Here is a 23,305-nt window from a genome sequence, read left to right as displayed (position 1 = left end):
ATGGAGAGCAAGCTTGAGAGAGCTGCCCTTCTTATAGAGAGATACCTCGGTCAGATTTTCGGGTCTATCAGGGTTTACAGAGAAGATAATGAGTTCCTTATACCGTGGGGTTCAACCGTCATAAATGTGGACGTCCTGAAGGAAGAGGAGGATATAGTTGTTCACATATATTCTCCGGTGGTTCTGAGGGTGAAGCCCGATAAGGATCTGACCCGATTTCTCTTGATGGAAAACGCTTCCCTGAAGATGTGTTCTTTCTATATAGAACTTGAGAACGGACTTATAGACATAGCTCTGGGTATCAAGTTAAGGTTTGAATTCCTTAACAAGGAGATGCTCAGGTACATAACCATAAACGTAGGGAATCTCGCCAATGAGTACTCTAAGGAGATAATAGCCGTGTTCGGCGGTATATCCTTCAAGGAGTACGTGGAAAGGGAGAAGAGGGAAAAGAAGCCCTTTGGCGAGGAAAAGGTTCTTCACGACATATTCCAACTCGAGGGTGTGGATATAAGCCTGGAACTTTACAGAACACCGGAGGAAAGCTATCTGATAGTGGGTAAGGTAAAAGACACAGGTCAGGTCTTTCTCAGAGCGGAAAGGAGAAAGGACATTAAGGAGGTATTCGATCTTTTAGAGAGGATAAAGGACCTGATGGTAAGGAAGGATATAACCTCGCTTAAGAGAGTGCTCAAGCACTATGAGGTAGAAGAAACGCTACTCTATAGCGTGCTGGCGGGAAAGGAGGAGGAAAAGTTAAAGAGACTCAAGGAGATGGAGAGAGAGATTCAGTTCCTGACAGACATGTTGATGAAGGGTGAGATATCCCACGAGGAGTATCAGAGGAGAATATCTGACATAGAAAAGCTCTTCGGTCTATAGTATTCTGTCGATAAGAACTGTTAAGAAAAAAATTATGCTCACATAGCCGTTCACCGTGAAGAAGGCTTTGTTTATCTTGGAAAGGTCGTGGGGTTTTATAAGCGAGTGCTCGTATATAAGGAAGGCAGAGAGAACGATAAAACCAGTGAAGTAGAGAGGTCCGAGCCACTCTACCCTGAAGCTTAGCACCAGTAGAGACAGGAAGGTGATGAGGTGAAGGAGTCTCGCAATCTTCAGAGCTCTCTCTATCCCGAACTTCACGGGTACAGATTTGAGCCCGTGCTCCCTGTCGAACTCGTAATCCTGTAAGGAGTAGAGAATATCGAAGCCGGAAACCCAGGAAGCCATGGCCGTTCCGAGTATCAGGGCGTTGAAGGAAAGGGATGCGTTTAAAGCAACGTCCACCGCAACGGGTATGAGGAAATAGACCAGTCCGAGGACTAAGTGGGGAAAGTGTGTAAACCTCTTGGAGTAGGGGTAGAGCCATAGGAGGAACAGAACTAAGGGGGAGAGTAGAAATGCGAGGAAGTTGAGCATCAGGGCGCTGAAGAGGAATATACCTGAAGATAGGAGTATGAGTCTCCTCACCTCCTCCCTGCTGACAGCTCCCGAAACAAGGGGCCAGTTCTTCGTCCTGGGGTTCAACCTGTCAAAGGGTTCATCTATCAGCCTGTTGAAGGCCATGCCAACGGTCCTTGCGCTCACGAGGGCTACAACTATCCATAGGACCTCCCACAGGGAGGGAGTCCTGTGAGCAAGTATGAGTAGGCTGGCGAGGGCGAAGGGGAGGGCGAATACGGTGTGTTCGAACTTTACCAACTCCGCGTAGTGCCTCAGCTTATGCATACCAAATTATAATAAAGCGGAGGGATGCTCTTAGTTGCCCTTTCCATCTTCGTTATCCTTTTGGGATGCGAGAAGTCGGAGAGAAAGCTCACCTTCGCTGTCGGAGGGGCTCCGGAGGAGGTAAGTTACTGGGAGAAGCTCATCGAGGATTTTGAAAGGGAGATCGGCGTAGATGTAGAGCTGATAAGGCAACCCACCGATACGGATTTGAGAAGGCAAGGGCTCGTAGTTGCCCTTAGCTCTAAGAAGCCCGATCCAGACGTTTTCTTAATGGACGTAGCTTGGCTCGGACAGTTTATAAGCTCGGATTGGCTTGCGGAACTTGAAGACTTCGATCTTGAGCCCTTCCTTCCCGAGGTGCTCAAGGTAGATCTAATGGATGGAAAGCTCTACGCCCTCCCGGTTTACGTGGATTGCGGAATTCTTTACTACAGGAAGGATCTTCTCGAGGAGTTCGATTGCAGGGTTCCCGAGAGGTGGGCGGAGCTAATAGATTGTTCCCTCAAAGCCCAGTCGGCCATGAGGAAGAGGATCGGAGACTTCTACGGTTTTCTCTGGCAGGGTGCTCAGTATGAAGGGCTCGTATGTACCTTCTTGGAGTTCTCCGCCTCGGCCGGTGGGAGCCTCGAGAAGCTGGTATCCAAGGAGAATATCAGAGCTCTGACTTTTATGAGAGATCTGATTCATAAGTATAAGATCTCGCCACCAAACACCTACACGGAGATGAAAGAGGAAGAGGTGAGGATGTACTTTCAGAGCGGAAGGGCTCTCTTTGAGAGAAACTGGCCCTACGCATGGAAGCTCCACAACTCTCCCGAATCTCCCGTTAAAGGAAGGGTCGGGGTCTCTGTTCTCCCTAAGTTCGAAGGTGGAAAGCCCGCCTCCTGCTTGGGTGGCTGGCACATCGGTGTTTCGAGATACTCGGACAAGAAGAGGGAGGCTATGAAACTACTTAAGTTCATAGTGTCGAAGGAGGTTCAGAAGAGGTTAGCACTTAACCTCGGCTGGAATCCAGGAAGGAGGGACGTTTACGAGGACAGGGAGATTAAGGAAAGGCTACCTCACCTAAGGGTAGTCAGGGAAGCTTGCTCCTACGCAGTATCGAGACCTCCTCTTCCTTACTACACGCGGTTTTCAGAAGTTCTGAGAAAGTATGTGAACGCGGCGATAGGGGGAAGGATGAGTCCCGAGGAAGCTCTGAAGAGAGCGAATGAAGAGATAATTGAGCTGGAAAAACTCTATCGATGAGGGGATGGATCCTCTGGTTATATAACCTGCCTCTCCTTCTGTTTGTCTTCCTTCTCCTCCTCATCCCGGTGATAGGAACCTTCTTCCTGAGTTTCTTCCGAGGTGTTATCTTCCTCGAGAAGGAGTTCGCTGGTTTGGAGAATTACTCACGTCTATTCAAGGATAGCTACTTCCTTGCATCACTGACCTTCACCCTTAAGTTCACGCTGTTTTCGGTAATTCTTGAGGTAATTCTCGGTCTCTGTATCGCCTTCGTGATAAACGAAAAGGTACCGCTCCGCGGTATTCTCAGGGGTATAGTGCTCGTACCATGGGCTATTCCGAGCGTTGTGAGTGCAAGGGTGTGGCAACTGATGTTTAACTACTCCTACGGATTTCTGAACTACCTGTGCGTAACCCTCTTCGGGGAGAGGGTGAACTGGCTCGGGGGAGAGTTAAGTGCCTTTATCTCCCTTGTGATAGCGGACGCTTGGAGGACGACTCCCTTCGTCGCGCTCATTCTACTCGCCGGTCTTCAATCCATACCTGCCGAGATATACTCTCAGGCTAAGGTGGACGGAGCGGGTATGTTTAAAAGATTTCTCTTCCTGACTCTTCCCCTTCTGAAGCCCTTTCTATTGGTAGCGGTTCTCTTCAGGAGCGTCGATGCCCTCAGGGTGTTTGATGTAGTATTTGTGCTCACTGGAGGAGGACCGGGCGGATCTACAACGCCAGTGTCTCTATACGCTTACAAGCTGTATCTCATGGGAGACTTTGGTTACGCTTCGGCTGTATCCACCTTTCTCTTTCTCGTTGCGTTCCTCATCTCCCTCCTTTTAGCAAGACATCTTAGGGGAGGCTGGATCCTTGAGTGAGAGAAGGATAAAGCTACTCCTTCTCCTTTTCGGAAGCTTTCTTTCCCTATTTATACCTCTCTTTCCCCTCTTCTGGATGCTCCTCGTTTCCCTTACCAGCTCTCCGGACTTCCTGCTGACAGGCAAAATCTCCTTTACTTTGAAGAACTACATAGATCTACTTACATCTCCAAACCTGCACTTCTTGGACTATCTGAGGAACAGCCTGATAGTAGCCTCCTCCTCAGCCCTCTTATCCCTTATACTCTCCTCTCTCTCCGCTTACTCCTTAAGCAGGTTCTCTCTCCCCTACTCTCTCCCTATACTCGTTGGTGTCCTTACGGTCTCCCTCTTCCCCCCGATAAGCGTTGTGGGCTTTCTTTACCGACTCTTCTCAAACTTGGATCTCATAAACACCTACACGGCTCTCATCCTTCCCTACACCGGCTGGAGTCTTCCCCTCGGACTCTGGCTCCTTTACACGTACTTCTCCAGCATTCCGAAGGATATAGACAGGGCAGCGATGATAGACGGGGCGGGGACCCTGAGGATTCTCTTTCAGATAATACTTCCCCTCTCCCTGCCCGGTCTCGTTTCTACCTACATACTTCTGTTTCTCTTTGCCTTCAACGAATTTCTCTTTGCCCTTATGTTTACCGTGGATCACCACGCCCGGACCGTTCCCGTCGGTATCGCCCTCTTCGAGGGTCTTCACGGTCAGCTACCGTGGGGATACATAACGGCTGCGTCCTTCATTTCTGTCTTACCAGTTGTCCTTATGGTTCTTATGCTCCAGAAGTATATAATCAGCGGTCTAACGGGAGGAGCAGTGAAGGGATGAGGGTGGTTTTGAGGAATATCTCAAAAGTTTTCCGATCCGCTCTAAGAGGAAGGGTCGAGGCTTTGAAGGGTGTGGACCTTGAGGTAGAGGAGGGGGAGTTCTTTGTGCTCTTAGGTCCTTCGGGGTGCGGTAAGAGCACCCTGCTCAACATAGTTGCCGGGCTGGAGGAGCCGAGTTCGGGAGAGGTTTACATCGGTAAAAGGCTTGTCGCCGGAAGTGGTGTCTTTCTTCCACCCAGGGAGAGGAACGTGGCTATGGTTTTCCAGAGCTACGCCCTATACCCCCATATGAGTGTGAAGGAGAACATCGCTTTCCCTTTAAGAATAAGGGGGGAGAAGGGCGTGGAGGGAAGGGTCAGGGAGGTGGCGGAGCTCCTTAAGATAGAGCATCTCCTCTCCGCAAAGCCTGCGGAGCTTTCGGGCGGTGAGAGACAGAGGGTAGCAATAGCAAGAGCTATAGTCAGGAAACCCGACGTTCTCCTCTTAGACGAACCCCTCTCCAATCTCGACGCTAAACTCAGGATGGAAACAAAGGGGGAGATAAGAAGGCTTCAGAGGGAGCTTCGGATAACCACTCTATACGTTACCCACGATCAGGCTGAAGCTATGTCCCTCGCCGACAGGATTGGGATTATGAGGGAAGGGAAGATAATTCAGATAGGGAGGCCTCTCGAGGTTTATAGGAGACCCGCCAACTCCTTCGTGGCGGGTTTTATAGGTAGCCCTCCTATGAACCTCTTTAGAAGGAAGGGCAGGGTAGTGGAGATCTTGGGAAGGCGGTTGGAGCTCGACAGGGAGGGGGTAGTGGTTATAGGTGTTAGACCGGAGGATATAAAAGTAACTGAAGGTAAGGAGTACACGGTAACCTTCGTAGAGAGACTCGGAGATGAAACGTTACTCCACCTTACCGACGGAAGGGAAAAGTTTATAGTGAAGATCCACGGAGACAGAGGGTTTGTTGAAGGTAGCATGGTTGGGGTAAGAGTGGAAAAGGTTTATATATTTGAGGATTGAGGTCAGCACCTTGGAAAAAAATAATAAGTTGAGATGGAGTTCTTGATACCCCTACTTATCTTTCTCTTTGTGGCTATTCTCGCCGGCAGGCTCTCTGGAAGTGAGGATAGGAATTCTGTGGAGAAATTCGAAGGACACAAGGTATGGGAGGAAGGAGAGAATTATATAACTCGTTCGATGTTTGATAACTCTGACGATGAGTTTTTTAATATCGATGATGATTACGGTTATGAGGACGACGTAGCCGATCCCACGAAGTGCTACCTGCCTTACAACATCTACCACGATTCCTGTTTTGGAGACGACTGGGACAGCTTTTCAAACAGCGATCACTGGGACGATTTATCCTCCAATGATTTCGATGCCTTCCAAGACGACTGGTAAAGCCCCAAGAGTCTCTTTATATCGGCAGCGACCGAGTTGTAGTTGTATATCGCGCTCAATAGGGAGAGCTTAGCTTGTTCGTAATTCTGCCTTGCCTCCAGGAGTTCAACCTGTGAGCCCACACCCTCCCTATACCTTTCGGTGGCAAACTTTAGGGACTCTTCTGCCGCAAGAAGACTGTCCTCTCTCGCCTTTATCTCTTCCTCGGCACTCTTCAGTTGTGCCATAAGGGAGTCGAGCTCGTTCTTCAGCTTATTTAGCGTAAACTCTATCTCTTCCCTAACCTTCCGCTCTTCTATCCTTTCCTGCATCACCCTCGCACTTCTCTTGCTTCCATCAAAGAGGGTGAAGTCGAACCTCAGACCAAAATTATAGCCGTGCCTGTAATCCTCCTTTAGCCTTCCCGCTTCGAAATCCATTATGTTTTCGAAGTTGTAGTTAAAGAACAGAGAAAGCTTCGGATAGTAATCCGCCCTCTTCAGCTCTACGTTTGCTTTCCTTACCTCTAAGGTCTTCCTGAGGATCTTCAGTGTTGTGTTTCCTTTTTCGAGCAGAACCTCCGGGTCTTCTATGCTAAGGGGGGATTTTTTAAACTCCCCATCAACCGGAACCTTCCCGGCGAGCCCGAGGAAGCTCTTCAAGGAGTTGAGAGAAACCTTTAGATCGCTCTCAGCCCTTATCAGGTCCGCCTTAGCCTGACGGAGCTGAGCCCTTGCCCTCAGGAACTCGTACTTTGGTATAATTCCCCTCTCGTACTTTTCCTTCACAAGTTCAAAGTAACTCTTCCAGTACCGGAGGGATTCCCTCTTTTCCCTTAGAACTTCCCTCTTCAGAAGGACCGCCCAGAAGAGCTTTTCCGTCTCTCCCATGATGATCGCCTTCACGTCTTCTATAACGTAATTCTGAAGCTCCCTGCTCTTCCTGGCGACCTTGAGAGCAGACCAGACACTCTTATCGAAGAGAGATTGGTTGAGGTTTAAATTGGCAAAGTACTTGTTCTCAGGGATGAAAGAGGAGATATAGTTTTTATCCCATCTCGTGTAGGTAAAGCTGAGGGTAACCGTCGGAAGTACGCTTCCCCTTACCTCCCTTATCCTTTCCTCTACCTTCTTCAGGTCAAGTTCGGACTTTATACTTTCTACGTTCCTCTCAACTGCAAGCCTTAGAGCCTCCTCAAGACTCAGAGGGAAGCTTAGGGAAGTGATCAGTAGAAAGAGGAAAAGGATCATCTCTCTCTTACCCTCACACCTTCCTTCAGGAACATAAGATTCTCTACCGCTATTCTGTCTCCCTCCTTCAGTTCTCCCACAACGGCAGATAGCCCGTCCGAGTGTCCGACTATCCTGACCGGAACCTTCACCGCCCTGGAATCCCTGATAACCCAAAGGAAGGTATGCCTTCGGGAGAGCTGAATTGCGTTCTCCGGAACCAGAACTGCCTTAACCTTCCCGTAACGGAAGGAGACCTCTCCGTACATACTCGGCTTTAGACTCCCTTCTCTGTTCTCTACAAAAGCCTTTGCCGTAAACATCCTCTCCCTGTCGGCAGATGGGGATATGTAAGCGATCTTACTCCTTATCCGTTCTCCCCCTACATTTAGCTCTACCTTAGATCCTATTTTTATGTGAGAAGCTATTTCTTGGGGCACACGAAAGACGAACCTTAGAGGATCGAGCTTAACTACTTCGTAACATACACTGTTCGGACCAACAACGTCCCCCACATTCACCAGTCTTTTTACGATATATCCATCTATAGGAGAACGAACATTCGTCCTATCAAGGTCTATCTTTCTCTTCTCCACAAGCGCCTGAAGGCTCTTTATCCTTGCTTCCAGGCTCTCCATCTTAGTCTTGGCAGTCTCGAACTCCTCTCTGCTTATGAGCTCTTTTTCGTATAAGGCTTTCCTCCTCTCGAAGATGGCTCTGCTGTTTTCATACTCCCTCCTCGCCTGTTCCAAATTCCATAGGGTTTCTCTGTAAAGAGCTTCGTACTCCCCGTCCTCTATCTTTAGAAGCGTATCACCCTCTCTTACCCTGTCCCCTTCCTCAACGTATATGTCCTTCACCCTGCCGCTAATTAAGGGCTTAACCTCTACCAACTCCACAGCTTCGAGGTATCCGTTGGTCCGGTAAGTGAGGGGGTAGTCCGTAAACCTCACCTCTGCAGTTCTGACCTCAACGATTCGCTCTTTATTTATCTCCTTTTCCTCTCCTTTTCCGCAGGACAGGATTGTAACCAGGATCAGCAGGAGGCTGAGTGACTGACGAGTCATAAGGCATATTATAATACCTCCCATGTACCGCTTCTTTATCAACAGACCCGTAACTACCCTCATGCTTATGCTCTCTCTAATAATACTCGGGGTATACGCCTACAGAAACATACCGGTGGACAGATTCCCAGACGTTGACTTCCCCGTCGTTGCCATAACAACTGTATATGAAGGGGCGAATCCTTACGTTGTGGATACGGTAGTGACCCGTGAGATAGAGGAGGAGCTTGCCTCTATAAGCGGTATAGACTCGATAATCTCGAAGAGCTACACCGGTCTCTCAAGAATAAGCGTGGTCTTCGATCTCGATAAGGATATAGACGTTGCTGCCCAGGAGGTGAGGGACGCTGTCCAGAGGGCTTACAGGAGGATGCCCGCGGGAGTGGATCCCCCGGTGGTCAGGAAGCTGAACACCTCCCTCGCTCCCATAATGGCGGTTCTCGTCCACGGGGATGTAGACTACGACACCATATCTTACTTCGCCGACAAGGTTGTTAAGAGGGAGTTCGAGAGGGTTAGGGGCGTTGCGGAGGTTCATCTGGGAGGTTTCAGAGACAGGGTTATGTGGATAAGGGTAGATCCCCTGAAGATGAACGCCCGTAGGATAACGGTTGTGGACGTTATAGACGCCTTCCGAAGGAACAACGTGGAGACTCCCGCCGGCAGGATATACAGCAGGGAGAGGGAGTACGTTCTGAGGATAATCGGTAAGTTCAGGGATGCGCAGGAGATAAACGATCTTGTGATAAAGGACGGCGTTAGGGTCAGAGATATAGGTCATGCGGAGTTTTCCTTCGACGAGAGGAGGAACGCGGTAAGGTTTAATCTGAAGTCCGCCGTCGCTCTGATAGTTTACAAGGAAAGTAAGACAAACACCGTTCAGACCGCTGAGGGTGTAATAAGAAAGATAGAAGAGCTCAGAAAGGTCGCCCCCGCAGGGGTAAACATAGACGTTAACTACGACGCCTCAATCTTCATAAAAAGAAGCGTTTCCGACGCCATTCACGAGATAGGAGTGGGAAGCCTGCTCACGGCGGCGATAGTCTTCCTCTTTCTGGGGAGCGTAAGGTTTACACTGATCCCCGTCCTGGCGATACCTATTTCGATACTCGGAACGGTCTTTTTGCTCTACCTCACAGGAAACTCTCTGAACACGATGAGCCTCCTCGCCCTTGCCGTTGCTGTCGGTATAGTGATAGACGACGCTATAGTCGTCCTCGAAAGCATATACAGAAGGAACGAAGAGGGGCTGAGGGGTGTTAAGGCCGCCGAGGTAGGGACGAGGATAGTGATCTTCGCCCTTCTCTCCTCCACCTCTTCCCTGATAGTGATATTCCTGCCCATTCTCTTCTTAAAGGGACCCATAGGGGTCTTCTTCGGTGTTTTCTCCCTGACCCTCCTGACTGCGATCGCCATCTCCTTCCTCGTTTCCATCTCCTTCACACCGATGCTTTCCGCAAGGCTCGTGAGTGCTGAGAAGAAGAATGTATTCATGAGAGCTTACGAGAGGTTCGAGAGGGCTTTCGACGTTGCACTTAGGTGGTCTCTGGACCACAAGCTCATCGTTCTACTCTTCTCTATAGGTACGGTTGTAGGAGGGATCCAGATCGCCAAGTTCGTTAAGAAAGAGTTCTTTCCTATCGTGGATGAGGGCCGGTTCATAATCAGGTTCGAGACACCTCTCGGTTCCTCCTTCGAGTTTACCAACAGGAAGGCGAGGGAGATAGAGAAGGTTCTGGTGAGTAATCCCTACATCCTGAGATACGGTATGGCGGTGGGGGAAGGACTCATAAGTCCTACCGTAAACGGAGGTATGTTCTTCGTAACCTTGAGGGACAGGAGAGAGAGACCTCACCAGAAGGTTGTTATGAACATGGTCAGGGACAGTTTGAGGAGGATAAAGGACGTAAGGGCTTCTGTGGAGATACCTTCGGTGGTCGGGGCGAGGGGAGGAAGGCAGACGGACATTCAGTACGTAGTAAGGGGAGAGTCTTTGGAAGAGCTTGGGAGGATAGCCGAAGATCTCGTCTCCTTTCTTAATGATAGAGGGGGCTACGCTGATATAGATACGGATATAAGGATAAACCAGCCGGAGATAAGGATAGAGATAGACAGGGACAGGCTCGCTGATCTCGGTCTCAGCGTTGAGGACATAGGAAACACCCTCAGTGCCCTTTTCGGAAAGTTATGGATAGGAACCTACGAGCTTGGCTCGGAGAGCTACGACGTTTACATAAAGGCGGAGGAAAACTTCCTGAGAACCTACGAGAACCTTAAGAGGGTTTTCGTGAGATCTAAGAGCGGTGAACTCGTCCCAATAACGAGCGTGATACGCTACGAGCTCGCACCCGGCTACACGGTTATAAACCGGCACAATAGACAGTATTCCTTTATCCTATTTGCCAACCTCAGAGATAAGAGCCTCGGGGAGGCGGTCGAGGAGATCGAAGGCTTTTTAAAGGACAGGCTCCCGCCCGGTTACACCTTCGAGCCTACGGGTGCAACCAAGGAGTTCCAAAGGGCTTTCAGGGGTCTCGCCACAGCCCTGCTCGTGGCGGTGATAGGGGTTTATATGATCCTGGCTTCCCTCTTCGAGAGCTTTATTCATCCTTTCACGGTGATGCTGACCCTACCCCTTGCGGTGTCGGGGGTCTTTGGTCTACTTCTCATAACCGGGAACAGCCTCAGCATCCCCTCCTACTTCGGGATAATCCTACTGATAGGTCTCGTGGCGAGGGACTCGGTCCTCTTTATCGAGAGGATAGTTCAGCTCAGGAAGGAGGGAGAGGGAACGAGGGAGGCGATAATGAAGGCGAGGAAGGAGAGGCTGAGACCCATACTGATGACCACACTGACTATAATGTTCGCCCTCCTGCCGGTAGCCCTTGGGCTAACCGAGGGATCTGAGCTCAGGAAGCCCCTGGCTCTATCGGTGATAGGTGGACTTACCACAGCCCTTCCCCTGAGCCTCTTTGTAATACCGGTGGTTTACGAGCTTTTTGAGAAACTCGGCTCTCTTATACGTAACCGAACTCTCCGCTGAGGTCTGGATTGACCTTTATCCACTTAGGGAAGAACCTCTCGGGCTGGATGACAGACATATCGAACTCCTCAAAACCCTTATCCCCTCCACAGAAGCGAGATCCCACAGCCCTGAAAACAACGTAAACGTCCACATCCCCTTCCTTGAGATGCAGCGCCTCTCCCTCCGGCTCATCTCCTATCTCAGCTCTGAACCTCTTGGTTATTAAACAGCTGAACTTCAGCGTAGGATAGAGCACTATGGATTTACTCTCTTCCTTAGCCCTCTTTAAAACCTGTGGAGCTATGTCGAGTTCGATCTTCCTGCTCACGGTGGCAGTCCCCATGGCTCACCTCCTGTCTTTTGAATATAGGTTAAAATTCTTCCCATGAGACTGATAGCAGCCAACTGGAAGATGCACAAGACGGTAAAGGAAACGGAAGAGTTCATAAAGAGCTTCCTCAGGTTCGTCGAGCACCCTGAAAGCAGGGAGATCCTTATCTGTCCACCCTTTACCTCTCTGTATGTTGCGGGAAGACTCTTAGAGGGAACGGGCGTGAAACTCGGCGCCCAGAACTGCCACTACGAGAGGAAGGGAGCCTTCACGGGGGAGATCTCTGTGCCTATGCTCAAGGAGCTCGGGTGTGAATACGTTATAGTTGGACACTCGGAGAGGAGGCAGTACTTCTGCGAAAGCGACGAGATAATAAACAGAAAGCTCCTCACCTGTCTGGAGGAGGGGATAAGACCTATACTTTGCGTCGGTGAGAAGCTTGAAGATAGGGAGGCCGGGATGACCTTTAAGGTGATAGAGACCCAGATAAGGTTGGCTCTCTCGGGGATAGAGGAGCATACGGACAGAATAGATATAGCCTACGAACCCGTCTGGGCTATAGGGACGGGGGTACCGGCTACGCCCGAGGACGCGGTCTCCGTCCACAGATTCATAAGGGAGCTATTGAAAGAGCTCAACCCTAAGAACGAGGGGAAGACGAGAGTACTCTACGGGGGAAGCGTCAAGCCCGAGAACGCTGGAGAGTTCACCAAGCACTCGGAGATACAGGGCTTCCTCGTCGGCGGAGCGAGCTTAGACCCTGAGTCCTTTGCCAAGATCGTATACTCTTTTTGATAGGTAGAGGAGAAGGAAAGCGTAGCCTATCAGTGCGTACTGAGGGGGAAGGTTAGCCTTCTCGGCAAGGACCTTCGGACTTACGGCAACTATCCAGCCTATCACAAGATGGATCAGGAAGGAGAGGAATCCGATCCTAAAGCTCCTGTACTTGAACATGTAAAAGATAAGGGGAATAAGTACCATCAGGGGTAGGAGGGACATACCCATCCTGTAAAGGAGCTCGGATAGATACCTGTTAGTGTCGAGACCCAATCTCGAGCCCTTGAGGTAGAGGGTTATGAGAGAGGAGGCACTCACGTGTTCTATCTTCTCGGCGAACAGACCTACCTCCTTAAGTCCTATTTCTGTTCTGAGGGAGAAGTTCACCAGCCTGGGGACGAAGTAGCCCTCTCCGAAGTTGTAAGCCGAGCCAGTATCCACGTATATGACGTTCTCACTCCACGTTCCACTCCTGCCTTCCACGACCTCCAACACCTCGCCCTTGGGTGAACTCTTCAACATAAAGAGACCTACGAATCTCCCCTTAGCTACATCCAGGCTATCTATGTAAACGAAGTACTTTCCCCTTTCCGTATCCTTGACAAACCACAGCCTCTCCACCAGCCTTCCCACCTCCTGCTTCTTCTTAAAAGTCTTCTCCACGTACCAGAGCTTTCTAAACATCTTGGGTAGAAAGGACTCGTTCTGGAGCAAAAAGAGGAAGCACATGCATAGCGTGAAGGCAAGAATTACGAGAGAGAACCTCAAGGGAGACACGCCGAAGCTCTGGGCTGTGAGATCTATCTTCTTGGATTGAACTCTCCTCAGAAGAAGGAGGGCGGACACGTTTATTAGCAAAGGGGAGAGAACATAAAAGCCGATCGGCATGAGATAGGTGGTGTATTTGAGGGCTACCTCAAAACTGGTGACCTTGAAGGCGAGGAAGAAGTCGGTGAGACTGTAAACGAGTATCAAAAGTAGGGAAACGAGAGTTACCGTCAGGAATATCTTCAGGAAGTTGACGAGGAGGTATCTGTCGAAGATATTCATGTGGTATATAATTGTAAATCCTGAGGAGAGGTGGCCGAGTGGCCGAAGGCGGCCGCTTGCTAAGCGGCAGAGGGTTAACAGCCCTCCGAGGGTTCGAATCCCTCCCTCTCCGCCATAAAGGAGGAAGCTATGAACCTTACCATATATCTCATAACCGACGATAAATACTTCAAAGACAGGGACCTGTTCGAGACCATAGAGCAGGCTCTTCAGGGAGGTGTTACGGCGGTTCAGTACAGATTCAAGAACAAGACCACACGCCAGATGTACGAGGAACTCCTGAAGATAAGGGAGATAACAAGGAATTACGGCGCCGACCTCGTGGTGAACGACAGGGCTGACCTCGCTCTGGCAGTGGACGCGGACGGCGTTCACGTCGGGAAGGAGGATCTGCCTCCGGAGGCGGTGAGAAAGGTAGTGGGGGATAAGCTCTATATAGGCTATACGGCTAACAGCCTCGAGGAGCTCAGAGAGGCTCAAGATCTCCCAATAGACTATATAGGTTTTGGGTCGATATATCCCACCTCTACAAAGGAGAGCTACAAGCTTGTTGGATTGGATGCCCTCAGAGAGGCGGTAAGGATCTCAGAAAAGCCGATAGTTGCCATAGGGGGGATAATGCCCTACAGGGTCTCCGAAGTTCTAAAGGCAGGTTGCAGAAACCTCGCCATATCGGCGGGGATACTCGGCTTTGCAGACGTGAAAAAGGCTGCGGAGGAGATAAAGAGGGCTTACAAAGAGACTGTGAGACAGATGATGCTCTTAGGCCAAGTTTGAGGGAGGTATGCTATGCCACTCAAAGTAGGATCGTCAGCTCCGGACTTTACCCTTAAAGATGTGGAGGGAAGGGAGTACGAGTTTCACACCTTGGAAGGATACAAGCTCCTCGTCTTCTACAAGGTGACATGCCCCACCTGCCAGCTGACCCTTCCCTTTGTAGAAAAGATGTTCAGATCTTACCGAGGCGGTATCAACTTCCTTGGAATAGTTCAGGATTCTCCTAAGGAAGCTGAGGACTTTGCTTCAAAGTACGGGCTCACCTTCCCCCAGCTCATAGACGCACCCGACTACGAGGTATCCTTAGCCTACGACGTTCAGGTTGTCCCCACGATATATCTCATAGATCCTGACAACAGGATAGTTTTCGTTGAGGAGAGCTTTGTGAAGTCGAGCTTAGAGAAGCTTAACGAGGAGCTTGCTAAGATAGCGGACAGGGAGGTAAATCCCCTCTTCGAGGACGTCAGCGTTCCCCCCTTCAAGGCGGGCTGAGGTTCGAGGAGCAGGCGCTAGGTTAGCGCCTCAGGCGACGAAGCTAAGATCGAGCCTGTCTCCGTACCTGTAAAGGAGTATCTCCCTGAGCTCAGGATGGTTCTTCAGCGTAGGATCTTTTTTAAAAAGGTTCTCCGCGTCCTCGCGGGCGTTTAAAAGAACCGCTCTGTCATGGGCTCTGGCGAGGTTAGCAATGTTAAAGCCGAAGTATCCCGACTGGGAGACCCCCAAGAGTTCCCCAGGACCCCTTAGCTTCATATCCATCTCAGCGACCTCAAAACCGTCGGTCGTTCGAACGAGGACCTTGAGCCTCCTTATAGCCTCCGCATCGCTTTTCTTAAGGCTGTCCGGAACGACGAGGTAGCAGTAGGAGGGTCTGTCCGATCTTCCCACCCTACCCCTGAGCTGGTGGAGCTGGGAGAGACCGAAGCGGTGGGCGTCCTCTATGACCATAACGGTGGCTTCGGGAACGTCGATACCGACCTCCACGACGGTGGTTGAGATGAGGACGTCCCCCTCCTCTTTAAACCTCTCCATCACCTCCTGCTTTTCCCTATCGCTCATCCTTCCGTGGAGGAGAAAGATGTTTCTTCCGGGCATGAGCTCCCTCCACCTCTCGAACTCCTCGACTGCAGCTTTGAGCTCCAGCTTGTCCGATTCCTCTATGAGAGGATAGATCACATAGACCTTGTTGCCTGCCTCTATCTCCCTGTCCAGAACCTCGAGGAGCTTCTCCTTCTCGCTGTCGAAAATGAGGAGCGTTCTCACCTCCTTCCTTCCCGGAGGCATCTCGTCTATGATCGATATGTCGAGGTCTCCGTATATGGAGAGAGCCAGAGTTCTCGGTATAGGTGTTGCGCTCATCACAAGGCAGTGGGGATAGGTTCCTTTCCCCTTCTCCAACAGAAGCTTTCTCTGCATCACCCCAAAGCGATGCTGCTCGTCTATCACAACCAAACCGAGTCTCTCGAACTCCACCTTCTCCTGTATGAGGGCGTGGGTTCCTATCACTATCTTTATGTTTCCTTCCCTTATGTGTCTGTAAATACTTCTCTTCTTAGCGGGGGTGAGGCTTCCCGTGAGCAATCCTACCTCTATACCTTCCTTTTCAAAAAACTCCTTGAACTTCTTGAAGTGCTGGTGGGCGAGTATCTCGGTAGGAACCATGATAGCGACCTGATAGCCGTTCTTCACCGCCGCAAGGGCTGCTCCTATCGCCACTACAGTCTTTCCGCTCCCCACGTCCCCCTGAAGCAACCTGTTCATAGGATGTTCCCTTCCCATGTCCTCGAGAATCTCTCTCAGAGATCTCCTCTGGGCGTTGGTAAGTCTGAAGCTGAGCTTTCTCTCGAACTCAGCAACGAATCTGTCGGGAGACACCTTTATCCCCGGAGACCTTTCCCTTTCAGTTTCCTTCTTCCTTAGGAGGAGTGAGAGCTGAAAGAGAAACAGGTCGTCGTATATCATCCTCCTGTGGTAAGGATCTTTAAATTCGTTTAGAGTTTTTACATCTAAGCCTTCAGGCAGGTGCAATATACGGAGGGTCTCGTCTATCTCGGGAAAGCCGTACTTCTTCAGTATCTCCCCTGGCAGGTACTCAGGCATATACTTGGAGGCTCTGGTAGCTATCTTTTCTAAAGAGCTCCTTATCCTGTTTTGCTTCGTTTTCGAGGAGATCCTAACGATCTCTCCCTTCGTTCTCGAATAGTAAACCGGGAATATCCTTCCGTACTCCCCCTCCTTGAGGAGCTCAGGATGAACCATGTACTTCTCCCCACGGAAGGACCTTAATCTTCCCCATAGAACGACTTCGCTCCCCTTCCGGTAGAGTGCCGGGATAAAGCTAAGGTTTTTGTATCTGAATTTCAAACTTATCTCCTCACTCCCGTCGCTACATATAACCTCGGCGTTGTACCTACCGTCGGACTTGAGTCTAACGTCTTTCACCTTCAGCTTGAGCACCACCTTCTCCCCGACCTTGGCGAACTTTAAAGAGCTTACGGGCCTCCTATCCTCGTACCTCAGGGGGAAGAAGTAAAGAGCGTCGAGTAAAGTTTCAAGTCCGAGGGACTTTAAGACTTTAAGCTCCTTTTTCTCCAGAAATTTCAGCTTGTCAATTGGAACGAGAAAGTCCTTAACTGCCCTCTTTTTAACCTTCTCTTTTACCGTCTGCCTTTGGAAGGAACTCTCCAACATTCTCTTTAGCTCTATCAGAAGAGCCTTTTTTTTCTCGAAAGGCATCCTGTCAAGAAGTTGAAGGTTTTCCAGGACGTAAGGGGGGAGCCTGTCTCTGAGGAGGTTGTGGAGGTAAAGACCTATGCCAAACCCCCTCCTCAGCTTTATCGCTCCATCTTTTAGGAGGTTGTCTATGAAGCCAAGAGCCTTCCGAGTTTCGTCCATATCAGAAGTCAAACTTCCTAATAAATCTTAATTTTATCTCCGAGGTTTTATCGGAAAACATCCTGCCGTAGAAGGAGAGGTTTGCCGGAAGGTGTACGCTTCCACCGTAGTAGGTCTGTCTCGGATCCTTCAGGGTGCTCTGTTGATACTCTACGGTAAAGGCTCTCGCTATCTTCTTTCTCACGTTCACGCCGAAACCGACCTCCCCCTGACTTCCTGTCTGGGTGGATAGGGTTATATCTACTCCAAGTAAGCTCGCCAATCCGCCCCTAACCTCCCCTATGTAGCCGAGCTGTTTAAACAGCGCTTTGGCAACCGGGATTATACCCTCTGCCGTGCTGCCGATGATCAGATTTGTCATTATCTCCTGGGTGCTGCGGGGCGGTTCAGACCACACCACTATAGAGGGATCCTCAAGATCGCCCCTGAGGTTTATGAAGATGCTTATCTCATCGGTCGGATTCACTATAGAAAGATCTATTACCCTTTCCTCCCTATCCTTTTCCCTCACAAGGTTCAGCGTTCCCCCTTTCACGAAGAACTCCCTTCCGAAGTACCTCAGCTCCCCGCTTAAGAACTCCACCCTTATAACGTACTCAGGGGAGTCTGCTCGGCCGCTTACCCACCCCTTAATGTTGGCGTAAACGTATCCCTCAGGCATGGATATCCTGATTGGATCTGAGCTCTCAAAACGGACGTTGAGGTTTACGGGAATACCTTTCTTAGCTCTCCTCCCTTTTTCAAGCGTTTCTATCTCTATATCGCCGGAGAGAAGAGCGCTTAGGTTTATGCTTACCTCCTTTAGATCGTTAACCTTTATCCAACCCTCCGAACTGACCTTCAGAGAGGAGAGGACACCAGATCCTCTGTAACTAACCGGAAGATCTCTTGAAACGAGATAAACGTAGTAATTCCTTAGATCGTTTGAACCTACGTTCGCAGAAAATCCAGAATTGTTCTTCCATGCGGTCAGGAAAGCAGCGAGTGACCTACCTAATGCCCTCAGCTCTACCCAGAGATCCATAGGGACTGAGAAGTATCTTGAGAAAATTAAAACCCTTCCCTCATTCTTGAGTTCTAACCTCAACCCTCCCTCATCGAATTTCAGGGTGTAAGAGAGGGTTCCCCTTGACCTGCCGCCCAGGGGAGTAGCGGTAAAGAAGGACAGCCTCTCGAGGTCTAAACTCCCTGAGGATTCCAGCTTAAACCTGCCTCCTCCGTACAGAAGTTTGAGGGATCCCCTTATACTCCCTTCTAAATTACCCTTCAGATCCAGTTGCCTCCTCTTCAGTGAGAGTTCCCCTGTGTTAGGTAGTAATGTAAAGATAGATTCTCCCAGTATCCTTAACTCTAAAGGTTTTAGATCCACTTTCGCCTTTTCGAAACTTCCTTTTACAGAAAGTCCCCCCAGATTAATCTGGGCAGTCTTAAGCTGGTACTCAAGCGGTTCTAACTTCAGTAGATAGGTTTCCCCTCTGTAGCTTACGGACCCTTTAAAGGGTATACGCTCGCCGTAGAACTTCAAATCACCTTCGAAGAGTGCTCTCCCCTCCTGAGAAGAACCTTTAAATAGGTAGCTCAGCTCGATTTCCTTCCTTCTGATCCTGCCTTCGGTGCTGAGAAACCCCCTCTCTATGTTGAAGCTGTAGCTCCCGCCAATATAATTTCCAAAGCCGTAGCTTCCAATCACACTGACTCCTTTCACCTTCCCTTTCAAGTAGCCCTTTCCGAGTATCTTCCCAGCAGAGAAGAGGGAACCTTCCAGATTAAACTCACCCCTTAGGTCTCTTTTTTTGATTACTTTAAGATCTCCCTTAAATTCCGATCTGAGGTTTCCCCTTGAAATCTTTCCCCTTACAAGCTTAGCGCTTATAGATAGGGATTTCCCGTAGACGAATAGATCTACTCTACCCTCCTTAACCTCTATATCTGTACCCCGATAGCCTCTCTTAAAGCCTATAAGGTCGTTCACCGAGAAAAGCTCTCTGCCGATCTTACCCTTTAAGAATCCTTCTACTCCTTTTCCTTTGTAGCTTACGTATATATCTTTCCCGGTTAAGCTGAGAGTGTAAGAAAGATCCCCCACGGGAAAATCCCGATAGTGAAGGCTCTTTATCTCTCCCCTTCCCTTCAGGCTGACCTTCCCCGCATAATCTATATATCCACCGTAGGAAAGGAAGGCGGACACACCGTCCCTGATAAGAAACATGTCTTTAATGAAAAGCCTGCCTTTTAGATTGGAACCCTCTAAGGTAGCCTGTAAAGCCACGCTCCCTGCGCCGTAGGCTCTCAGGTCTAACATTCCTTTAGAGGCTTTAAAATCGTATTCGAGATTCAGGTCAGTCTCTTGGAAGCTCAAGTCCTCAAACAAAAGGTTATTGCTGAATAGGTTGAGCCTGAGTCGTTTTTCGCCGAACGTGTAGGAGAGGTCTCCCCTTACCCATCCGAAGATCAGTCGGGAGGTTCTTAGAAGCTCTGAATCCACTGGAAAGCTTTCTATTTCTACCCGAAGCCTCCTACGTGGAGAAAGCTCCAGCCTGTATCTGCCCTTCACATCACCACTTTCTATATCGCCGATCAGTGTCATGAACTCTCCAAAACGGAGCTGGAACAGGGATCTACTCCATACCTCTTTAAACCTTTTGCGCCCCTTCACGTATATCTCGGGCGTGTGGGCGGTCAGCTCGGCTGTCAGATACTTGTAATCTACAGTCCCCTTGCCTTTCACCTCTATGGGATATATACGCACGTACTTATCTTCTATGGGATTAACCCAACCTTCTATGCTGAACTCTCCCTTCCCCATACCTTCTCTGTAGACTCCCTCCGCTCGTAGGTAAAACAGCCTGGAACGTGCCGAAAGCTCCCCCAAGCTTATCTCTTCCCTACCGAGGTAAGCTTCCCCCAAGTCTACATCTGCGGTGATATTTCCGTAAGTAATACTGACAAAGGCGTTCAATTTCCTGTCTTTGAGTTCTAATCCTTCTACCAGAACCGAAATCTTCCTCTGAGATACGAGGTTTATCAGGAGTTTGTTTACTTCCACATTCGATCTCTTGATCACCTCTGGGATCGCTAACTTAGGTATGGTTACCTTACCATCGCTACCTTTCCTATCTGGGACTATCGTAAATATTCCCTCTTCGATACGTAGCTTAGGAACCCCATCGAGCCGGAAGTTAAGACCTTTAACGGAGAAAAAGTACCTACCCTGTCCGAGGGGAAAGTAGAGATAGAAACTGCTCACCCGTACGCTGAGGGGAGAAAGGGTAAAAGAAACACCTTTAATTTTGTACTCTATATCCTTTTCCCTGAGGTAGGGTTTCAGGAACAAAAAGTAAAGGGAAAGGAGAAGGAGGAGAAGGAAAGCGACATAGCGCATAAATCAGTCTATGCCGTGCATCTTAAGGTTCTCCTTTATTCTGTGGAGGAGTTCTGCGGGGTTCTTTATCGGATAGTCGAGCTCCTCGACGACCTCCTCTGCCCTCCTCCCCTTTATCATCACACCGGAGAGCTTCTCCTTAATATCCTCGGCTGATTGCAGAGGGAAATCGGTTCCCTTTATCCTCTTCAGGACCATGTAAGCCCACGGAATGTCAAGGGCAACGGCTGCCTGCGTGCAGTATTCCAAGAATATCTTGGGTTCCTCGTGCCCCTCCTTGACGAGCTTGTAGGCGAGCTTGGCTATACCTCCGGCGGTGTGAACCCTGAGTTCCTTCTTCTCTTCTTGCGTAAGCTCATCGATATGTTGAATCTTGTACATAGCCATTTCCGGATCAGCCCTGAGGATGTTCCTTACAGTCTGCCTCGTCAAACCGACTATCTCGGCTATCTCCTCCTCAGTTTTTAAATACTCTTCCCTAAGAACTACCGCAAAGGACGCTCTGGCGAGTGAAGGGAGCCATGTCAGCGTTTTGTACTCGGCAAGCTTCTGAAGTCCCCCCAAGAGGTCTATAGCCTTTAGGAAGACTCTCGTTACAAGAGGTTCTACGTCCACTTCTACCGGTGTGAGTTCGATGACCATATCTCCACCTCCTTTTGATCTCTAAATCGGGGTGCCGGGACTTGAACCCGGGACCTCTGGCCCCCCATGCCAGCGCGCTGCCACCTGCGCTACACCCCGTTATTATGGATAATTATACTTTCTTTAATTTAAGTTCGACCAGTTCTAAGAGCTTCTTGCTTGGCTTGAAGACGATGACCCTTCTGTCAGGAACGGGTATGCTCTCCCCCGTTTTGGGATTCCTTCCTACCTTGCCCTTTCTGAACTTAACCAGAAAGGTTCCAAAGCCGGATATCTGGACCTTCTCACCATTCCGGAGTGCTTCCTCTATTATTTCGAAGATCTCGGAGACTATCTCATAGACCTCTTTCTTAGTTATATCAAACTCCCCCTCGCATCTTTCGTGGATCAGGTTAGCAATATCCCTCTTGGTCATTCCGATGCCCCGAAGGTTACATTTTCCACTTCTTCTTCAGAATCTCACCCAGCTTGAAACCGGCTGCAGAGACCTCTTCCTCCCTTTGAGGCTCCTCTTCCTCACCCCTAAGAGCCTTTATGGAAAAGGTGATTTTCCCTTCCTTGGTGTTAAGATCTATGATCTTCACTTCGTACTCCTCGCCGGCTTCTATCTTTACGTCCCGCGGGACTTCGGAGAAGGGGAGCAACCCCTCAACGCCCTCAGGGAGTTCTAAGAAGGCTCCGAAGGGCATCACTTCCTTCGCTTTGAGGTTTACCACATCGCCTACCTTGTACTTCTTCTCTATCTCCTCCCATGGGTTAGGCGTCAGCTGTTTGAGTCCGAGCTTTACGTACCTTCCATCGGTTCCGAGTATCATGAATTCCCTCTCTTCACCCTCTTTTAGAACCTCCTCCACCCTCTTAGGTTTAGTCCAGGAGAGATCGCTTCTGTGGACTATTCCCTTTACCTTCTTCTCTCCAATATCTACGATCGCCCGACTACCTTCTATCCTTTCCACCTTACCCTTTATCTTCGTACCTACCGGGTTTCTCTCCAAGAACTCTTCCCAGGGTTTGGGCATAGCCTGTCTTATGCTCAAGACTATCCTTTTTCTCCTCGGTTCTATCCTGAGTATCTTCGCCTTAACGGTATCGCCTTTCTGGGGTGTCTCTCCGTCCCAGCTGATCTCATCGGTAGGTACAAAACCCTCAACACCCTCGTCGAGCTCCAACACCACTCCCTTGGAAGTAGCCTGGAAGACCTTACCTTCTACAACATCTCCCTCCCTGTGTTCTTTAAGGAACTTGTCCCAAGGATTCTCCTTCATCTCTCTAAGGGAGACTATAAGGAAGTCCTTCCCTTTGCTCTTCTTCTTTACCTTTACCTTTATAACCTCATCTACCTCTGCGTAATTATAGGGGTTCCTGTCACGCCCCCAGGAGAGTTCCTCCTTTGGGAGGAAGGCTCTGAGAACCCCATCTATAACGAGGGTTATCCCCTTGTTGGGATCTATCTTAACCACCCTGCCTTCTACAACGTCCCCCTTCTTTATACTCTTCAGAAGTTCCTGCTTTCTCCTTTCCCTCTCCTCTTCTAAGTAAGCCTTGTGGGACACGATAACCTTTGGTTTATTGTCCTGCAGTCCAACTTCGAGAACCTTCACCCTTACAGGTTTGCCGACGCTCAGCTTTTTGCCTGTCTCGCTGGAAGGAAGGAAAGCCTTAACACCCTCTATATCGACGATGAAGCCTCCTCTCGTTCTCTTCTCTATATTTCCTACGACCTCCTTGCCTTCCTCCTTCGCCTTTTGGAGCTTTTCTATACCCTTCTGCTGGGCTATAACCCTGTAGGAGAGCCTCGGGTAGTCGAGCCTCGGAGAAATCCTCACTATTACTGCTTGGACCTCTTCGCCTTCCTTAGCCTCGGGTAGTTCCTCTCTCGGAATGACACCCTCCACCTTGTAGCCTATGTCCACGTAAACGTACCTGTCGTCAACTTTAACGACCCTTCCCGTTACTATCTTTCCCTTTCGGAAACTCTCTTCTTCGGGGAGGGCTTCGCTCAGGAGTTTTTCAAATTCGTCCATCCGGTCCTCCACAGGAGAATACATTATATCAAAAATCCGCAGGTATCAATTTTCTGGATTATATTATTAGACTTAACAGGAGG

General features: G+C 49.6%; 20 protein-coding genes and 2 tRNA genes. 11 read left to right on the top strand and 11 right to left on the bottom strand.

Translation table 11 applies throughout. The annotated features are described in order from the left end of the window. Positions 1–882, top strand: a complete 882-nt coding sequence (locus ACZ483_RS06100) for a T3SS (YopN, CesT) and YbjN peptide-binding chaperone 1 (RefSeq protein WP_464323300.1) — start codon at positions 1–3, stop codon at positions 880–882. On the opposite strand, the gene ACZ483_RS06095 is transcribed toward ACZ483_RS06100, so the two are convergent. After that, positions 877–1,728, bottom strand: coding sequence for a UbiA-like polyprenyltransferase (locus ACZ483_RS06095; RefSeq protein WP_464323299.1), 852 nt, complete (start codon positions 1,726–1,728; stop codon positions 877–879). The genes ACZ483_RS06100 and ACZ483_RS06095 overlap by 6 nt on opposite strands. A 24-nt stretch (positions 1,729–1,752) precedes the next feature. Here ACZ483_RS06095 and ACZ483_RS06090 point away from each other — a divergent pair, with 24 nt between their 5' ends. From ACZ483_RS06090 to ACZ483_RS06070, 5 genes are read left to right on the top strand one after another with little or no spacing between them, the layout of a single operon-like run. Beyond that, positions 1,753–2,976, top strand: a complete 1,224-nt coding sequence (locus tag ACZ483_RS06090) for an ABC transporter substrate-binding protein (protein ID WP_464323298.1) — start codon at positions 1,753–1,755, stop codon at positions 2,974–2,976. Continuing rightward, positions 2,973–3,830: a carbohydrate ABC transporter permease gene (locus tag ACZ483_RS06085; RefSeq protein WP_464323297.1), complete on the top strand. Its 858-nt coding sequence runs from the start codon at positions 2,973–2,975 to the stop codon at positions 3,828–3,830. Before ACZ483_RS06090 ends, ACZ483_RS06085 begins: the two co-directional genes overlap by 4 nt. Then, positions 3,823–4,650 (top strand): carbohydrate ABC transporter permease, encoded by an 828-nt coding sequence (locus tag ACZ483_RS06080; RefSeq protein ID WP_464323296.1) that lies wholly within the window; start codon positions 3,823–3,825, stop codon positions 4,648–4,650. Before ACZ483_RS06085 ends, ACZ483_RS06080 begins: the two co-directional genes overlap by 8 nt. Continuing rightward, positions 4,647–5,663 carry an ABC transporter ATP-binding protein gene (locus ACZ483_RS06075; RefSeq protein WP_464323295.1) on the top strand — a complete coding sequence of 339 codons (1,017 nt, stop codon included), beginning with the start codon at positions 4,647–4,649 and terminating at the stop codon, positions 5,661–5,663. Before ACZ483_RS06080 ends, ACZ483_RS06075 begins: the two co-directional genes overlap by 4 nt. 33 nt (positions 5,664–5,696) lie before the next feature. Next, complete coding sequence (locus ACZ483_RS06070) at positions 5,697–6,047, top strand: hypothetical protein (protein ID WP_464323294.1); 351 nt, start codon at positions 5,697–5,699, stop codon at positions 6,045–6,047. On the opposite strand, the gene ACZ483_RS06065 is transcribed toward ACZ483_RS06070, so the two are convergent. Continuing rightward, positions 5,993–7,276, bottom strand: coding sequence for a TolC family protein (locus tag ACZ483_RS06065; protein ID WP_464323293.1), 1,284 nt, complete (start codon positions 7,274–7,276; stop codon positions 5,993–5,995). The genes ACZ483_RS06070 and ACZ483_RS06065 overlap by 55 nt on opposite strands. After that, positions 7,273–8,385 carry an efflux RND transporter periplasmic adaptor subunit gene (locus tag ACZ483_RS06060; protein WP_464323292.1) on the bottom strand — a complete coding sequence of 371 codons (1,113 nt, stop codon included), beginning with the start codon at positions 8,383–8,385 and terminating at the stop codon, positions 7,273–7,275. Before ACZ483_RS06060 ends, ACZ483_RS06065 begins: the two co-directional genes overlap by 4 nt. On the opposite strand from ACZ483_RS06060, the gene ACZ483_RS06055 reads away from it, so the two are divergent. Then, positions 8,345–11,365, top strand: a complete 3,021-nt coding sequence (locus ACZ483_RS06055; RefSeq protein ID WP_464323291.1) for an efflux RND transporter permease subunit — start codon at positions 8,345–8,347, stop codon at positions 11,363–11,365. The two genes, ACZ483_RS06060 and ACZ483_RS06055, sit on opposite strands and share 41 nt — an antisense overlap. Here the strand turns inward: ACZ483_RS06055 and ACZ483_RS06050 are convergent. Next, a complete protein-coding gene (locus ACZ483_RS06050) occupies positions 11,340–11,690 on the bottom strand; it encodes a hypothetical protein (protein ID WP_464323290.1) in 351 nt (116 codons plus the stop codon). The genes ACZ483_RS06055 and ACZ483_RS06050 overlap by 26 nt on opposite strands. Before the next feature lie 42 nt (positions 11,691–11,732). Here ACZ483_RS06050 and tpiA point away from each other — a divergent pair, with 42 nt between their 5' ends. After that, positions 11,733–12,473 carry a triose-phosphate isomerase gene (gene tpiA, locus ACZ483_RS06045; protein WP_464323289.1) on the top strand — a complete coding sequence of 247 codons (741 nt, stop codon included), beginning with the start codon at positions 11,733–11,735 and terminating at the stop codon, positions 12,471–12,473. Here the strand turns inward: tpiA and ACZ483_RS06040 are convergent. Beyond that, positions 12,432–13,505, bottom strand: coding sequence for an LptF/LptG family permease (locus ACZ483_RS06040; RefSeq protein WP_464323288.1), 1,074 nt, complete (start codon positions 13,503–13,505; stop codon positions 12,432–12,434). The two genes, tpiA and ACZ483_RS06040, sit on opposite strands and share 42 nt — an antisense overlap. A gap of 24 nt (positions 13,506–13,529) precedes the next feature. Here ACZ483_RS06040 and ACZ483_RS06035 point away from each other — a divergent pair. From ACZ483_RS06035 to ACZ483_RS06025, 3 genes are all read left to right on the top strand, one after another. Then, positions 13,530–13,620, top strand: a tRNA-Ser gene (locus ACZ483_RS06035). Between the two features lie 14 nt (positions 13,621–13,634). After that, entirely contained in the window at positions 13,635–14,282 is a 648-nt protein-coding gene (gene thiE / locus ACZ483_RS06030; RefSeq protein WP_464323287.1) for a thiamine phosphate synthase, read from the top strand. 12 nt (positions 14,283–14,294) lie between these two features. Then, positions 14,295–14,774: a peroxiredoxin family protein gene (locus ACZ483_RS06025; RefSeq protein ID WP_464323286.1), complete on the top strand. Its 480-nt coding sequence runs from the start codon at positions 14,295–14,297 to the stop codon at positions 14,772–14,774. A gap of 30 nt (positions 14,775–14,804) precedes the next feature. Here ACZ483_RS06025 and recG read toward each other — a convergent pair whose 3' ends face one another. The 6 genes from recG to ACZ483_RS05995 form a co-directional block, all read right to left on the bottom strand. Continuing rightward, positions 14,805–17,174: an ATP-dependent DNA helicase RecG gene (gene recG, locus ACZ483_RS06020; protein WP_464323285.1), complete on the bottom strand. Its 2,370-nt coding sequence runs from the start codon at positions 17,172–17,174 to the stop codon at positions 14,805–14,807. 1 nt (position 17,175) lies between these two features. After that, positions 17,176–20,556, bottom strand: coding sequence for a translocation/assembly module TamB domain-containing protein (locus ACZ483_RS06015; protein WP_464323284.1), 3,381 nt, complete (start codon positions 20,554–20,556; stop codon positions 17,176–17,178). Positions 20,557–20,559: 3 nt separating this feature from the next. Beyond that, positions 20,560–21,198 carry a bacterio-opsin activator gene (locus ACZ483_RS06010; protein WP_464323283.1) on the bottom strand — a complete coding sequence of 213 codons (639 nt, stop codon included), beginning with the start codon at positions 21,196–21,198 and terminating at the stop codon, positions 20,560–20,562. A gap of 26 nt (positions 21,199–21,224) precedes the next feature. After that, positions 21,225–21,297: transfer RNA gene (locus ACZ483_RS06005), tRNA-Pro, on the bottom strand. Between the two features lie 13 nt (positions 21,298–21,310). Further along, complete coding sequence (locus tag ACZ483_RS06000; RefSeq protein ID WP_464323282.1) at positions 21,311–21,613, bottom strand: HU family DNA-binding protein; 303 nt, start codon at positions 21,611–21,613, stop codon at positions 21,311–21,313. Between the two features lie 16 nt (positions 21,614–21,629). Further along, complete coding sequence (locus ACZ483_RS05995) at positions 21,630–23,222, bottom strand: S1 RNA-binding domain-containing protein (protein WP_464323281.1); 1,593 nt, start codon at positions 23,220–23,222, stop codon at positions 21,630–21,632. Positions 23,223–23,305 lie beyond the last annotated feature (83 nt).

It is taken from the genome of Hydrogenivirga okinawensis (assembly GCF_055385515.1).
Note: the sequence above shows the minus strand (reverse complement) of the source record. Positions and strands in the feature narration are given on the sequence as shown.